Origin of the sequence: Prevotella sp. P3-122 (assembly GCF_002251365.1) — a bacterium.
Taxonomy (GTDB): Bacteria; Bacteroidota; Bacteroidia; order Bacteroidales; family Bacteroidaceae; genus Prevotella.
Window position 1 is genome coordinate 48159 of record NZ_NPJH01000008.1, and the last position, 15097, is coordinate 63255.

Genomic DNA, 15097 nt, shown 5'->3' on the forward strand with positions numbered 1-15097 from the left:
TTAGTAATAAGTCTTTCTACTGTCTGGAGGAAGAATACTTCTCCAAAATCGCCGTCTAAGTTAGGAATTTTTTATGATACTGCCAAAGAAAAAGTCATAAACCTTGCAATATTTTATGACTTATTAGTATTTTTGCATCCACAAATGACAGGATTATACATACACATACCATTTTGCGCAAGCAGATGCATATATTGTGGCTTCTACTCCACGACATTGCTGACTTTACAAAATGACTATGTCTCTGCACTGTGCCGAGAGATGGAAATAAGGCAGAAGTCAGCAGGAAATCGCCTGCATGTCGACACCATATACCTTGGTGGCGGCACTCCCTCGCAGTTGTCGGCATACAATCTTCAACGCCTTTTCTCATATATATATAATATGTATGACGTAGACAGCGAGGCAGAAGTGACCATGGAATGCAATCCCGATGATGTTACACAGTCGCTGCTGTCGGGCTTGCCCGTCAACAGGGTCAGCATGGGAATACAGACTTTCTCTGATGACAGGTTGCATTTTTTGCGCAGGAGGCACACTGCAAGTCAGGCTGAAAGGGCCATAGAAATACTTCGCAAGACAGGGATTGGCAATATAAGCATCGACCTGATGTTCGGTTTTCCAGACGAGACTTTAGAAGAATGGAACGATGACATCAGCAGGGCTCTGGCTCTCAAGCCGGAACACATTTCTGCCTATAGCCTGATGTACGAGGAGGGCACAGCGCTTGGGAAGATGCTTGAAAAAGGAGAAGTGAAAGAGATAGATGAGGAACTGAGTGCCAGTATGTATTCCACACTCATCGACAGGCTCTGTGATGCCGGTTACGAGCATTACGAGATAAGCAATTTCGCACTGACCGTTAACGACGGCAAAGGGCAAAGCAAGTCCCTACGCTCCCAGCACAACAGCAGCTATTGGCAGGACAAGCCATACATAGGGATAGGCGCCGCCGCACACTCCTACGGAAATGGCATCCGCAGTTGGAATGTCTCTGATATAAGAAAATACATGGAAAGCATAGCAGAGGGCATATTGCCAGCAGAAAGTGAGGTTATCGATGACGTTACTCATTACAACGACATCATCACAACCGCCCTACGTACAAAAGAAGGCATAAATATTGATGAGTTGCCTGACACCCAACGTCAATATATCTTATCAGCGGCAGACAGGCATATTGCCGGGGAACTGTTGCAGCTCCACGGCAACATGCTGTCGCTGACACGGAAAGGACTATTCATAAGCGACTCCATAATGGCCGACCTCATAATGGAACATGATGACTGAGGTGGGGACAGGAAGACTTATCAAAGGAGTTCAGTCGAGCTTGCCCGTTTTCTCATACTGCTCGCGGCACCTGCGCTTGATTTCCTCTTCCACCTCAACAGGAGAGCGCATACCATTGACTACCGATTTAATATATACGGCCACAACGAACAGTACCACGGCAATGGCAGCACCTGCCAGCCAGTTAAGCCACTCGTTGCCTAAGGGAGAATAGTCAAGAAACACTATCGCCGCAACCACAGGAGTGCCAAATAGCAGCCAGTCGGCACCGCTTGTCATCTTGTAGCCCTCGGTAGCCTTTCTGTATTCGTCGTCAGCAGCAAGGAGTTCCTTGCGCTTGGCAAGCCACAACATCTCAAAATCATCAAGTTCCCGCATAGTTGACAGGTCTATCTTTCGCTTATTGGTATATAAGTATTACCCTCCAATATGTTCTTATATGCCGGACGTATTATGCGGCGGCTCTCGAAGTTCAGTTCTTCTATGCGATGCGCCGTCCATCCGACGATACGTGCCATGGCAAATATTGGAGTATATATTTCCTGCGGCAGGCCTATCATCTCGTATATGAAACCGCTATAGAAGTCAAGGTTTGCACATACCGGCTTCACCCTGCCCCTGGCCGTAAGGCACTTTATGCCTTCCTGCTCAATGAGCTTCAGGAACTCGTACTCCTTCTCCCTACCCTTCTCACGTGCCAGCTCGCCTGCAAGCTTCTTCAGCTCTACAGCTCTTGGGTCGCTCATGGTGTAGACGGCATGTCCCAGTCCGTAGATAAGTCCGGAGTTGTCGTAAGCCTGCTTGTCGAGCATACGGTTGAGATAAGTATCTATCTCGTCTACGTTTGTCCAGTCGGAAATCTGGTCTTTCAGATGATGGAACATGTTAATGACCTTGATGTTCGCACCACCATGGAGGGGGCCCTTGAGAGAGCCTATGCCTGCAGCAATGCTGGAATAGGTATCAGTACGTGTCGAGCTTGTAACCCTGACAGTGAAGGTAGAGTTGTTACCTCCTCCATGCTCAGCCTGAATGACAAGCAGCAGGTCGAGCATACGTGCGTCAAGCTCAGTATAGTTCTGATGCTTCAACATGTACAGGAAGTTCTCTGCAATGCCCAAGTCTTCCTTCGGGTGTCTGATGTGCAGGCTCCTGCCCTGTACGGAGTGGCGGTAGATGTTGTATGCGTAGGCAACGATGGTCGGAAACTTAGCAATCAGCTCTATCGACTGCCTCATGAGGTTGTCGCGCGATATGTCATCAGGATTGGGGTCGAAAGTGTACATCTCCAATACGCATCGTGCCAGGATGTTCATGATGTCTGAGCCCTCAAGGTCGATGATATGCACTATCGTACGGTGGTCGAGCGGCATATTGTCGTTGAGGAGGCTTTGGAACGCGGACAGTTCCTCCTTGTCAGGAAGATTTCCAGACAACAGCAGGAATGCCACTTCCTCAAACCCGAAGCGTTTCTCGGCGAGCAATGGCGACACTATGTCGTCAAGCTCGTAGCCACGGTAGTAGAGCTTTCCCTCGGTAGGTTGCAGCGTGCCTTTGTCGTCACGCTCATAACCTACAACATTACCTATGTTGGTGAGACCCACGAGGACACCGCTTCCGTCCTCGTTTCTAAGACCTCTCTTCACACCAAACTTGGTGAAGGCGTCCCTGTCTATCTTGCACGAGTTCTTAACCTCGTCGCTCAGTTTATATATTAGATATTCTTTCTTCATGGTCAATTATTCACTTACTTGTTTTTACTCAGAAGATTAAGGCAACTGCCAGCCTTGAACCACGCTATCTGGGTATTGTTATATGTATGTTCAGCCTCGAAAGACTCGCTTGTACCGTCAGCATGCTTCAGCGTTACTGTGAGCTTGCTGCCAGGTGCGAGGTTCTTCAGTCCATTAACAGAAATGCGGTCGTCCTCGCGCACCTTGTCGTAGTCGTTCCTGTCGGCAAATGTCAATGCGAGCATACCCTGCTTTTTGAGGTTGGTCTCGTGTATGCGCGCAAAGCTCTTGGCCAGCACCACCTTCACGTTCAGGTAGCGTGGCTCCATGGCTGCATGCTCACGGCTTGAGCCTTCACCATAATTATCCTCAGCAACAACTATGCTCGATATGCCCTTTGCCTTATAAGCCTTTGCCGCTGTCGATACCTCAACATAAGTTCCGTCCAGCTGGCATTTCACACTGTTTGACTTGCCGTTGAAGGCATTTACAGCACCCATAAGCAGGTTGTCCGAGATGTTCTGCAGATGTCCGCGGAACCTCAGCCATGGTCCAGCCATGGATATATGGTCCGTTGTACATTTTCCCTCGGTCTTGATAAGCAGTGGCATGTCCTCAAGCTCGTTACCGTCCCATGGTGCAAAGGGCTCCAGCTTCTGAAGTCTCTCTGAGTCGGGATTGATTACAACTGATACGTCAGCAACATTATCATCGGGTGCCACAAATCCCTTGTCGCGCACATCGAAGCCACGTGGGGGATATTCATATCCTGATGGTTCGTCCAGCTTCACGCTGTTTCCATTCTTGTCTACAAGTGTGTCGGTGGAAGGATTGAAGTCCAGTCTGCCTGCTATGGCAAGCGCAGTAGTAAGCTCTGGGCTGCCGATGAAGGCGAAAGTATTGGGGTTGCCGTCAGCACGTCGTCTGAAGTTTCTGTTGAATGATGTCACAATAGCATTCTTCCTGTTGTTGTCATCCGTATGACGTTTCCATTGTCCGATACATGGACCGCAGGCGTTGGCCATAATAATTGCCCCAAGCTGCTTGAACACATCGAGTATGCCGTCACGCTCTGCCGTGAACCTTATCTGCTCAGAGCCGGGATTGATAATCAGCTGACCCTTAGGCACGATGCCTTTCTCAAGAGCCTGACGGGCAACAGAAGCGGCACGGCAAAGATCCTGATAGCTGGAATTGGTGCAAGAGCCGATCAGTCCTACCTCTACGTCCATAGGATAGTCATTGGCTGCTCCCTTAGCCTTCATCTGCGAAATTGGTGTCGCGGCATCTGGGGTAAAGGGACCGTTAAGATGGGGTTCGAGCTTGTCAAGGTCTATCTCTATAACCGTATCATAATACTTCTCCGGACAAGCAACAACCTCGTCGTCAGCCCTCAGCTCGGCGGCGTTCTGCTCTGCCATGGCAGCCACGGCAGTTCTTCCAGTCTCCCTGAGATACAGGCTGGCATTGTTGTCGAATGGGAAAAGTGAGCATGTGGCGCCCAGCTCAGCTCCCATGTTGCATATCGTAGCACGGCCCGTTGCCGACAACGAGCTCAGTCCGTCACCGAAGTATTCCAGTATGGCGTTTGTTCCGCCCTTCACGGTAAGCATGCCCAATATCTGCAATATCACATCCTTTGGCGATGCCCATCCGCTGAGCTTGCCATTGAGCTTGACGCCAATAAGCCTTGGCATCTTCAACTCCCACGGCTGCCCTGTTAGCACGTCTACAGCATCAGCGCCACCGACACCAACTGCTACCATGCCAAGTCCACCGGCATTAGGGGTATGTGAGTCGGTACCAACCATCATACCTCCTGGGAAGGCATAGTTCTCAAGCACTACCTGATGGATGATGCCTGCTCCTGGCTCCCAAAAGCCGATATGGTATTTCTCCGATACTGACTTTAGAAAATCATAAACTTCCTTATTGGTGGTTCTTGCCGTTGGAAGGTCAATGTCTGCACCCTCATCGGCTTTAATAAGATGGTCGCAATGCACGCTTGCAGGTACTGCGACCTTGTTCTGTCCTGCGTTCATAAACTGCAGAAGTGCCATCTGTGCCGTAGCATCCTGCATCGCTACCCTGTCTGGCCGGAAATCAACATAGTCTGTGCCCCTACGCTGTGGTTTGAGTCCTTCTGCTGAAAACACATGTGCGTACAACACTTTCTCAGCATAGGTCAACGGACGCTTCATCACTTCCCTTGTGGCTTTCACTTTGCTGGCATACTGGCTATAGAAAGCCTCTAACATTTCCATATCCAAAATCATCATTTTACCTTATTTGAATTTAAACTGCTTGCAAATATACTAAAAAATCTGCTCACCATGAAACTTTTTCGCGGAAATAATACACAAAATGTTGTATTTTTACCTGTTTTTGCATAAAGATGCGAATTGAAAACAAGTTATTAAGAAGCAAAATGCAATTATTACAAATAAGGCGCAGCGCCTGACTGTTCGCTGCGCCCTAAATGAAATTACTTCTTTCTTGCTATGAAGAAGCTATAACCATAATACTCATGATAACGCTCGAATAGAGCAGCCTCATGGCGCTGGTTGGCAATCAGACCTGCCGCTGTAGCATTGTCTGGATAGCGTGCCAGGAAACGTCGCTGAGCCTCACATTGTGGCTCATAGAAGTTCTCTGTCCAGCAGTTATCAGGAAGCCGCATGGTCTTTATCTCCTCATAACCGGCCATCCGCAACTGCTCCACCTTATTGGCAATAGTATCAATCTCTGGATAAGCATCATGCCAAAACTTGCTAATCTCATCGGGACGATCTTCTGTAAACCAAACAGCATCGCTGACAACAAGCCAGCCATTTTGCTTGAGATATTGCCTCCACAAGTTTATGCCATGCTGGAAACCTATATTATATATGGCGCCCTCACACCATATCATGTCGAGTGATGCCGGAGCGAAGGGCAAATCACCCATATCGCAGGCTATCGCCTCAAGACGGTCGCCCACACCAGCAATGGCGCTTCTCTCAGACAACTTCTTTAAGAATAGCGGAAACAAGTCGACGGCTTTCACAATCGCCTCTGTGCCATGCAGTAGTTGCAACGTCTGACTGCCCGTACCGCAGCCCAAGTCAGCCACGACACATCCCTTACCAATAGCAGGGACAGCATTCAAAGCCTTGCGTGTCATCATGTCACTACCTGGACCTTGGCGGTCTAAACAGGAAAAATACTCACATATAATATTAAAGTCAAAGTCATGGATAGACTTCACGTTATCATTATTTTCGTTTTGATTGTTGTTCATTATTGTAAAATTTTGAGTAAAAAGTAATTTTTCCTGAAGCATAATGCCGTCTCAGGAGCCTATGAATGATGGATAACCACACGTTGCCTACAAACATGGCAAATGGGGTTATTTACTTTACAATATCCGTATAATTCTTTGTCATGTGTTGCAAAGTTAATAAAAATATCTCTTACCCCTACATATCACCACATATTTTTTTTGTCTTCTCGAAACTTTTTCTTATTTTTGCCGCATGAATGACATAAGGGTAAACATAGTCAACAGAAGCGAGGAGTTGCCCGACATGACATGCAACAACTTCTTCCATAGCAAGGAATTGTTCGGTATCATTGAACGTACGTCCGGGCAATCTCCATATATGGTGATTGCCACTGACTGTAACAATAATGTTATTGGGCATTTGCTTGCTATTGTCCGTAGACGCGGGTCGCTCTTTCCGCCATACCTTTTTACCCAAGGGCGAATCTATGGAGAAGGAGAATATGCCGAAGGCTGTAACAGCGAGGCGGTTTTTGGTCTTATGCTTTCAGAGATAACGAAGAAGTTCAAGCGTAGATTCTGTCTTTTTGCCGAATTCAGCGACATATCCCACAAAATGTTCGGATATAGATATTTCCGGTCAAATGGCTATTTCTGCGTCCATTGGCAGGAAGTACACAACTCTCTTCATTCCAAGCCTCCATACGAAAGGCTTACAGCGAAAGCCCGCCGCCGCATAGAGCATGCAGAGCAAGAGGGTGTATCAGTAAGGCTTGCAGTAAATGATGATGACGTACGTTGCTTCTATCGTATATTGAAACATTCCAACAGGCTGAGCCTCAGGCGGCTTGTGCCTACGTATGAACAATTTCTCGAGATGCTTGTCAGCAAGAACGCCAATGTGTTTGTTACGGTATACGAAGACAAGATTATCGGAGGATGCGCTTGTGCATATTCGCAGGGCAATGCTTATCTGTGGTATCTGGCCACACGCAACAAGAGGTATATTCACTTGCATCCCGACCAGATTACCGTTTGGTGTGCTATCACCCATGCCTATGAGCATGGGTGCCAGCACTTCTGTTTCCTTGATGCGGGATTGCCCATGAGGGGTAATCCTTTCCGCGATTTCATCCTTAGTTTTGGTGGGAAACCAGTAGCGAAATACCGTTGGTTCCGCTTCTCGTTTCCATGGCTTAACCGGCTGTTCTACTGGATGTTCAGGGACTGAAGCAAAAAATCACTTCTTGCCCTTCAGTTTTAATGCCGGAATATTCACCTTGTCACCAACAGCAACGGTCTTTTTGCCGCCGTTTACAGCCTCCACGTAACATTCCATGCCAGGTCCCAAATGGCTTTTGCTGATACTGGCAATGGTTTGTCCCTTTCTGACAGTTACGGTCGACGCTATTCCCGTGATTATATATGCACCTGTGCGCACACGAGGATCTTTGTTGTATTCGGCATTGTTGACCACAGGCTTGGATGTTTTTGCAGGTGCTGCTACAGTTTCAACCTTAGCAGCAGGCCTATCCACTTTAGCTTGCGAAGCAGAGGCCTCTTTCTTATGAACGGGGTTCACTTCGGCAGATTTCACGTTTGCAACTTTCTCTGCCTCAGCTTTCTTTGCATTCATTTCCTCCTGCTGTTTCTTTTGTTCCATCATCTTTCTAGCCTCCTCGATGCTGTCTCTTCTGGCCTTTGCGGCAACAGAGTCTATAACAGAAGCCTGGCTCTTAATCATGTGGTCAACCATGGAAGATGTCTGAGCCTCAAGATGTTCGATACGTTTGTCACGCCTCTGCAGTTCGTTGTTGAGGAAATAGAACAAGGACAACATGGCTATGACAAGGGCTACAATAATATATATGTATATACGCGCTTTCACATTCGCTGCCCTCAAGGCATCGTGAAGCCTGTCGTTGGCCTGTACAAGGTTGTCATTCTCAGATATAATCCTGTCAGCTTGCCACTTGGGAAGTAACACCTCGTCTTCGTTGGGTGAGATTGTTTTTTGTAATACGGAGGCAGTTATGCCATTGTCTTCCGTACGCGCTTCCTCATTCTTGACATCTTGGGGCTCATCTTGCGGGGTTTCTTCTGCGTCAGGAATCTCTTCTGCGTCAGGAGTTTCATCTGCGTCAGGAGTTTCATCTGCGTCAGGAATTTCTTCTGCGTCAGGAATTTCTTCTGCGTCAGGAGTTTCATCTTGTAAGTTTCCCTCATCGTTGTTAGACGTTTCTTCACTCACAATATCGTCTTGGCTCTGGTAGTTCTGAGAATTCTCTTCCTTATCAGTTGTCTGAATCAACCCACCAGGGACACTAACTTCTATTTCCGCAGTTACAGTTTCCTCATTCCCTTCATCAGAAGCCACCATCTCATCCTTGTACTTATCGTCTATACCCGAGAAATCAACTCCATCGTTGACTACAACGGTCTCAAACTGGGCAAAAGGAGCATTGACGATATCCTTCATCACAGAGTCTGCGGTGAAACTAATCTTATCACGACCTTCAATAATAATAGCTTCACCTGTATTTACATCCACACTCTTTCTGGCACTTACGGATGTCACCTTGAATGTGCCGAGTCCCTTTATCTTAGCGAGTTTCTCGTTCCTCAGTCCATCATTGATGACATCAAACACCTGGCGGACAAATATTTCAGCCTTTGCTTGTTCCAGCCCATGCTTGTCTGCAAGCACGGCAGCAAGTTCGTTGATGCCTATCTTACTCATCTTGGTTTCCTCCATTGTTTTTCAGTATTTCCTTAATAGAAGAAATAGGCCGGAAACCCAGTACCAGCTTCGGGGGAACAAGCATCCTTTGCTGCGTGCCAGGGTTAACGACAACCCTCTCGAGCCTCTTCTTCACTTCGAAAGTTCCGAAGTTCTGCAAGTACACAATATCTCCTTCGGAGAACCTATCCCCCATCTCGTCAATAAGGGTCCTCACAAGTTTCTTGGTGTCGGTCTGTGAGTAGCCAGTCCGTTGGGATAGCTCAGCTATAAATTCCTTGTTGTTCATGATTAGTATAGTAGGGAAAACATTCACACTAATTGTCCATAAAGGTCGAACTCCTCACTCGACGTAATCCTTACGTCGTACAGCGTGCCTACTCTCAGCTGTTTGTCTCCAGCCTTTATCAGCACTTCCGGATCAACCTCGGGTGAGCAAAACTCTGTTCGACCCACATAATAGTCTCCTTCCTTGCGGTCGATGACAACCTTCATTATCTGGCCTATCTTCTCTGCCTCTATCTCCGCGCTGATACGCTGCTGAACAAGCATAAGCTTATCGAGCCTGCGCTGTTTCTCCTCAGGGCTGATGTTGTCCTGAAGATGCATTGCACTATATGTGCCCTCCTCCTCAGAATACGCAAATGCTCCCATGCGTTCGAAACGTGCCCACTTGGTGAATTCCAGCAGTTCCTTGAAGTCTTCCTCTGTCTCGCCAGGATAGCCAACCATGAGCGTGGTACGAAGGTGGATGCCAGGCACGGCTGCCCTTATTTTCTCTATAAGCTCCATGGTCTCTTGTTTGGTGACATTCCGGTGCATAGCCTCAAGCATGTGGTCGGAGATGTGCTGCAAGGCTATATCAAGATATTTGCACACGTTAGGCTTCTCGCGCATCACGTCAAGGAGCTCCATGGGAAACTGATTTGGATAAGCGTAGTGCAGTCTTATCCACCTCACACCCTTGATGTCGGAAATATCCCTGATGAGATCGGCAATATGTCTCTTGCCATCTATGTCAACGCCATAGTAGGTCAGTTCCTGAGCAATAACCTGAAATTCCTTAACGCCCTGCGCAACCAGCTCCCTGACCTCTGCCAGTATCTCCTGCTTTGGTCGGCTTACATGCTTGCCCGTGATAATGGGTATGGCACAGTAAGCGCAATGACGGTCGCAGCCCTCACTGATTTTCAAGTAAGCATAATGCTTTGGCGTTGTAAGATGTCGCTTGCCCGTGCACGACACTGCCTCGGCCTTGCCCAAGTCTGCGAGAAGTTGCTTGTAGTTGAACTTACCATAGAACTTGTCCACCTCGGGAATTTCTTTCTCCAACTCATCCTTATAGCGCTGTGACAGACAGCCCATAACGTAGAGTTTGCGCAATCTTCCTTCTGTCTTTGCCTGAACAAACTCCAAGATTGTGTTGATGCTCTCCTCCTTTGCGCTCTCGATGAAACCGCATGTATTGATAACAGCTATCTCACCCTGAGGGCGTTTCGGATCGTGTACGCAATGATATCCGTTGGCTTCGAATTGCTTCATTAGTATCTCGCTGTCGACAAGATTCTTCGAGCAACCCATTGTAATTATGTCAACTTGGTTTTTCTTCATCTTTGAGCTCAGTCTAATCGTTGGTCTTGAACAGGGAGTCTACAAACTCACGTTTGTTGAACAGCTGCAAATCTTCCATCTTCTCGCCTAATCCGATGTATTTAACAGGCACCTTCAGTTGGTCACTGATACCGATGACTACGCCTCCTTTTGCAGTTCCGTCAAGCTTAGTGATGGCCAAAGAGGTAATCTGAGTAACGGCAGCAAACTGCTTTGCCTGCTCAAAAGCGTTCTGGCCTGTTGAGCCGTCAAGAACCAGCATCACTTCGTCTGGAGCCTGAGGCAGAACTTTCTTCATAACGTCCTTAATCTTCTTCAGCTCATTCATCAGTCCCACCTTGTTGTGCAGTCGTCCTGCCGTGTCTATAATCACCACGTCTGCGCCATTGGCCTTTGCGCTCTGCAGGGTGTCGAATGCAACCGAGGCAGGGTCTGACCCCATCTGCTGCTTGATAACAGTCACACCTACCCTCTCGCCCCAAATGCATATCTGCTCAACTGCAGCAGCGCGGAATGTGTCGGCTGCACCGAGGAATACCTTCTTTCCTGCATTCTTGAATTGGTATGCAAGTTTGCCGATAGTAGTTGTCTTGCCCACTCCGTTTACTCCCACAACCAGAATGACGTAGGGGCTATGATCGGATGGCAATTCCCAGTTGTCATTGTCACCAGTATTGTTCTCGGTCAACAGAAACGCTATCTCGTCACGTAGAATGCCGTTAAGCTCGGATGTGGACACATACTTGTCCTTGGCTACCCTCTCCTCTATTCTTCTGATAATTTTCAGGGTGGTGTCAACTCCTACGTCACTTGTTATCAGCACTTCCTCCAGATTGTCCAAAACCTCGTCATCAACCTTGGATTTGCCCGCGATAGCACGGGTTAGCTTACTGAAAACGCTCTGTTTGGTTTTCTCCAAACCCTGGTCAAGGGTTTCCTTCTTCTGCTTGTTGAATAATCCGAATATTCCCATGTTAATAAAAATTTTGCCACAAAATTAACAAAAAATGAGCAGATAACAAAACGAAATCGTTCATTTTTGAATATATTACCCGATTTAATCGATTATCACACCTCTCAAAGGACTATATTCCATTGTACCACCCTCTTATAACCAATTAATGATTTATAAATTAAAGCTTTAGCTCACGAGTGGTGATGGTGGCAAAAGGAAGGTTTATTAACCCGAATTGCACGCAATTTTAATGCTAAATCATCTTCCATCACCAGCACACCCCCCAAAAACGGTCCCCAATGCGTTATGCCGGATATACAAAAAGAAACCCCGGCACGCAGTATCACTACTCTTGCCGGGGGCCTTTTAACCTTTAAAAAACTAACCTTAAACCTATTGAAACTGTAAATGTGTACTTAATGTTATGTGTTGTAACTAATATGCATCTTAATGCAGTTTGCAAAGATAAGAAAAACTTCTGTAATTCACAAGCAATTGGCCATTTTTTTCTTTTTTTTGTATTTCAACTGCATTGTTTCACTTAACTCATAAAGTTGGCGGAACATATGTCATAGCGATGCCGAAAAGCCAGAAAGTTTTGGCATGGTATTTGCTTTTAGACGAACGGACATTAAACAAAACAACATAATACATCTTTTATATTAATATGAAGAAAGGTAATATCGGGGTTACTACGGAAAACATCTTCCCCGTCATCAAAAAGTTCCTGTATTCAGACCACGAGATTTTCCTTCGCGAGATGGTATCCAATGCAGTTGATGCCACCCAGAAGCTGAAAACGCTTACTGCTCAAGGCGACTTCAAAGGCGAGCTTGGCGACCTCACCGTAAAGGTTAGCGTTGACAAGGAGAATGGCACCCTGACCATCAGCGACCGCGGTATAGGCATGACAGCCGAGGAAATAGAGAAATACATAAACCAGATTGCATTCTCTGGCGTAAACGACTTTTTGGACAAGTACAAGGACAACGCAAACGCCATCATAGGCCATTTCGGTCTCGGCTTCTACTCTGCATTCATGGTAAGCAAGAAGGTAGAGATTGTCACCAAGAGCTATACAGAAGGAGCACAGGCTGTAAGATGGAGCTGCGACGGCAGCCCGGCTTTCGAGCTTGAGGAGGTTGAGAAAGCAGACCGCGGCTCAGACATCATACTGCACATCGATGAAGACTGCAAGGAATTCCTTGAGAAGGCACGCATCGAGAGCCTGCTCAACAAATACTGCAAGTTCCTGCCCGTACCAGTAGCCTTCGGCAAGAAAACAGAATGGAAGGACGGTAAGCAGGTTGACACTGAGGAGGATAACGTGATAAACAACGTTGAGCCACTTTGGACCAAGACTCCAAGCACGCTTAAGGACGAAGACTACAAGAGCTTCTACCGCACACTGTACCCCATGCAGGACGAGCCACTATTCTGGATACACCTGAACGTTGACTATCCGTTCAACCTCACCGGTATACTCTACTTCCCACGCATCAACAACAATATCGACATACAGCGCAACAAGATACAGCTCTACTGCAATCAGGTGTTTGTTACAGACCAGGTGGAGGGCATAGTCCCCGACTTCCTGACACTGCTGCACGGAGTCATCGACTCACCGGACATTCCACTGAACGTCAGCAGAAGCTATCTGCAGAGCGATGCCAACGTGAAGAAAATCTCCACCTATATTACTAAGAAGGTTGCAGACAGACTTCAGAGCATCTTCAAGGAGGATCGCAAGGCTTACGAGGAGAAATGGGACAACCTGAAGATTTTCATCAACTACGGAATGCTCTCGCAGGAAGACTTCTACGACCGCGCAAAGGATTTCGCACTGCTTAAGGACACCGAGGGCAAGTATTTCACATACGAAGAATACAAGACCCTAATCAAGGACAACCAGACCGACAAGGACGGAAACCTCGTCTACCTCTATGCCAACGATGCCGAGGAGGAGTACAGCTACATAGAGGCCGCCAAGAACAAGGGGTATAACGTGCTTCTGCTTGACGGACAGCTTGACTCGCCAATGGTTTCTATGCTTGAGCAGAAACTCGAAAAGTCACGCTTCACACGAGTAGACTCTGATATTGTAGACAGGCTCATAGTAAAGGACGACGTCAAGAAAGACGAATTGTCAGAACAGGAACGTGACAATATGTCACAGGTATTCCAATCGCAGATGCCAAAGCTTGACCATGCGGAGTTCATGGTAAACATAGAGGCACTCGGAGCTGACCAGCAGCCCGTAATGATTACCCAAAGCGAGTATATGAGGCGAATGAAGGAAATGAGCAAGTTCCAGCCCGGCATGAGCTTCTATCAGCAGATGCCAGACAGCTACACTCTCATCCTGAACAGCGAGCACCCGCTGCTCAAGCAGATACTCGAAGATACTGCCAAGGCATGTGATGACGCTCTGAAACCTATCGAGAGCGAGCTGAAGGGCCTGGAGGCAAGGCTTGCAGCACTGAGACAGACACAGAGCGGAAAGAAGCCTGAGGAAATCACACAGGAGGAGAAGGACGACGTCAGCAATACCGAAAAGTCCATCAGCGAGCAGAAGAACAAGAAGAACAGTATCATTGCCGACTACGCAAAGGACAACAAGGTCGTTCACCAGCTCATAGACCTCGCACTGCTGCAGAACGGCATGCTTAAGGGAGCCGCTCTCAACGCATTCCTCAAAAGAAGCGTTGAAATAATAGGAAAATAAAAAAAATAGCAACCAACGTAGCAAAAAGTAGCGATAAAATTTGGCCAGTTCATATTTTATCGCTACCTTTGCACCCGCAAACAACGAAAACGAGGCTCCGTAGCTCAACTGAATAGAGCATCTGACTACGGATCAGAAGGTTACAGGTTTGAATCCTGTCGGAGTCACTGCTTTCGTAATCATAATGTATTTTGGCTCCGTAGCTCAACTGAATAGAGCATCTGACTACGGATCAGAAGGTTACAGGTTTGAATCCTGTCGGAGTCACAGAAAGAAGTTCCACACACACGGAACTTCTTTTTGTGTTGTATACCCCCACAGCCAAGCAAGATGAAATCAATTATTAAATCTCGGACATTTAATGGTTCTGCAGAAATTTTCTTGAGGCGGCTACAGTGACCCGTATGGTGGGGCTTTCCTCCATTTTCTCTTATCTAAAATAACGTGAGTTCGACGAAATATAAGTGCTTGAAAATTTGGTGATTAGCGAAAATTGTTGTAACTTTATAGTGTTGAAATACAAAGAATTACAAACAACAATCGCTATGATCACCGAGGACAAAGTTACAGAATTATTTTGTATTGCAGATGATTTTTGCATGTTTTTTGATGCCATGATGGAAAAATATACACTGAAAGCAGATAAGAAACGGAAATATCACCGCAAGTCAACCATGTCAAAGGCAGAAATTATGGTAATCATGATACTGTTTCATGATTCAGGCTACCGTTGCCTGAAACATTTCTATATAGAAAAGGTATGCAGACATATGCGTCACCT

At 46.9% G+C, this 15097-nt stretch carries 11 protein-coding genes, 2 tRNA genes and 1 pseudogene; 6 read left to right on the top strand and 8 right to left on the bottom strand.

The window, feature by feature from the left end; translation table 11 throughout:
- Positions 1-144 precede the first annotated feature (144 nt).
- Positions 145-1290 carry a radical SAM family heme chaperone HemW gene (hemW, locus tag CIL02_RS01905; protein WP_094398789.1) on the top strand — a complete coding sequence of 382 codons (1146 nt, stop codon included), beginning with the start codon at positions 145-147 and terminating at the stop codon, positions 1288-1290.
- A 30-nt stretch (positions 1291-1320) separates the two neighbouring features.
- Here hemW and CIL02_RS01910 read toward each other — a convergent pair whose 3' ends face one another.
- From CIL02_RS01910 to CIL02_RS01925, 4 genes are all read right to left on the bottom strand, one after another.
- A complete protein-coding gene (locus tag CIL02_RS01910) occupies positions 1321-1668 on the bottom strand; it encodes a hypothetical protein (protein WP_094398790.1) in 348 nt (115 codons plus the stop codon).
- 11 nt (positions 1669-1679) lie between these two features.
- On the bottom strand, positions 1680-3023 hold the full coding sequence (locus CIL02_RS01915; RefSeq protein ID WP_094398791.1) for a citrate/2-methylcitrate synthase: 1344 nt from the start codon (positions 3021-3023) through the stop codon (positions 1680-1682).
- 14 nt (positions 3024-3037) lie between these two features.
- Entirely contained in the window at positions 3038-5299 is a 2262-nt protein-coding gene (locus CIL02_RS01920) for an aconitate hydratase (RefSeq protein WP_094398804.1), read from the bottom strand.
- A 209-nt stretch (positions 5300-5508) separates the two neighbouring features.
- Positions 5509-6303 (bottom strand): class I SAM-dependent methyltransferase, encoded by a 795-nt coding sequence (locus tag CIL02_RS01925; RefSeq protein ID WP_094398792.1) that lies wholly within the window; start codon positions 6301-6303, stop codon positions 5509-5511.
- A 235-nt stretch (positions 6304-6538) separates the two neighbouring features.
- Here CIL02_RS01925 and CIL02_RS01930 point away from each other — a divergent pair, with 235 nt between their 5' ends.
- Entirely contained in the window at positions 6539-7516 is a 978-nt protein-coding gene (locus CIL02_RS01930) for a GNAT family N-acetyltransferase (RefSeq protein ID WP_094398793.1), read from the top strand.
- A gap of 9 nt (positions 7517-7525) precedes the next feature.
- Here the strand turns inward: CIL02_RS01930 and CIL02_RS16510 are convergent, their stop codons facing one another.
- From CIL02_RS16510 to ftsY, 4 genes are read right to left on the bottom strand one after another with little or no spacing between them, the layout of a single operon-like run.
- Positions 7526-9040, bottom strand: coding sequence for an HU family DNA-binding protein (locus CIL02_RS16510; protein WP_240513496.1), 1515 nt, complete (start codon positions 9038-9040; stop codon positions 7526-7528).
- The gene (locus tag CIL02_RS01940; protein ID WP_094398794.1) at positions 9018-9314 is read right to left on the bottom strand and encodes an HU family DNA-binding protein; all 297 of its coding nucleotides are present in this window, start codon (positions 9312-9314) and stop codon (positions 9018-9020) included. The genes CIL02_RS16510 and CIL02_RS01940 overlap by 23 nt, the downstream gene beginning before the upstream one ends.
- Positions 9315-9337: 23 nt before the next feature.
- Positions 9338-10636 carry a 30S ribosomal protein S12 methylthiotransferase RimO gene (gene rimO / locus CIL02_RS01945; RefSeq protein WP_094398795.1) on the bottom strand — a complete coding sequence of 433 codons (1299 nt, stop codon included), beginning with the start codon at positions 10634-10636 and terminating at the stop codon, positions 9338-9340.
- Positions 10637-10649: 13 nt separating this feature from the next.
- On the bottom strand, positions 10650-11609 hold the full coding sequence (gene ftsY / locus CIL02_RS01950) for a signal recognition particle-docking protein FtsY (protein WP_094398796.1): 960 nt from the start codon (positions 11607-11609) through the stop codon (positions 10650-10652).
- A 649-nt stretch (positions 11610-12258) separates the two neighbouring features.
- Here ftsY and htpG point away from each other — a divergent pair.
- The 4 genes and pseudogenes from htpG to CIL02_RS16515 form a co-directional block, all read left to right on the top strand.
- A complete protein-coding gene (htpG, locus tag CIL02_RS01955) occupies positions 12259-14316 on the top strand; it encodes a molecular chaperone HtpG (RefSeq protein WP_094398797.1) in 2058 nt (685 codons plus the stop codon).
- A 93-nt stretch (positions 14317-14409) separates the two neighbouring features.
- Positions 14410-14483: transfer RNA gene (locus tag CIL02_RS01960), tRNA-Arg, on the top strand.
- A gap of 26 nt (positions 14484-14509) precedes the next feature.
- Positions 14510-14583, top strand: a tRNA-Arg gene (locus tag CIL02_RS01965).
- A gap of 278 nt (positions 14584-14861) precedes the next feature.
- Positions 14862-15097: pseudogene (locus CIL02_RS16515) on the top strand (IS982 family transposase); the annotation flags it as partial.

Excerpts from the sequence above, each read along its gene's own strand:
- CIL02_RS16510 (WP_240513496.1), bottom strand. The coding sequence starts at position 9,040 with ATGGAGGAAACCAAGATGAGTAAGATAGGCATCAACGAACTTGCTGCC.
- htpG (WP_094398797.1), top strand. The coding sequence starts at position 12,259 with ATGAAGAAAGGTAATATCGGGGTTACTACGGAAAACATCTTCCCCGTC.
- rimO (WP_094398795.1), bottom strand. The coding sequence starts at position 10,636 with ATGAAGAAAAACCAAGTTGACATAATTACAATGGGTTGCTCGAAGAAT.
- CIL02_RS01915 (WP_094398791.1), bottom strand. The coding sequence starts at position 3,023 with ATGAAGAAAGAATATCTAATATATAAACTGAGCGACGAGGTTAAGAAC.
- CIL02_RS01920 (WP_094398804.1), bottom strand. The coding sequence starts at position 5,299 with ATGATTTTGGATATGGAAATGTTAGAGGCTTTCTATAGCCAGTATGCC.
- ftsY (WP_094398796.1), bottom strand. The coding sequence starts at position 11,609 with ATGGGAATATTCGGATTATTCAACAAGCAGAAGAAGGAAACCCTTGAC.
- CIL02_RS01910 (WP_094398790.1), bottom strand. The coding sequence starts at position 1,668 with ATGCGGGAACTTGATGATTTTGAGATGTTGTGGCTTGCCAAGCGCAAG.
- CIL02_RS01925 (WP_094398792.1), bottom strand. The coding sequence starts at position 6,303 with ATGAACAACAATCAAAACGAAAATAATGATAACGTGAAGTCTATCCAT.
- CIL02_RS01930 (WP_094398793.1), top strand. The coding sequence starts at position 6,539 with ATGAATGACATAAGGGTAAACATAGTCAACAGAAGCGAGGAGTTGCCC.
- hemW (WP_094398789.1), top strand. The coding sequence starts at position 145 with ATGACAGGATTATACATACACATACCATTTTGCGCAAGCAGATGCATA.
- CIL02_RS01940 (WP_094398794.1), bottom strand. The coding sequence starts at position 9,314 with ATGAACAACAAGGAATTTATAGCTGAGCTATCCCAACGGACTGGCTAC.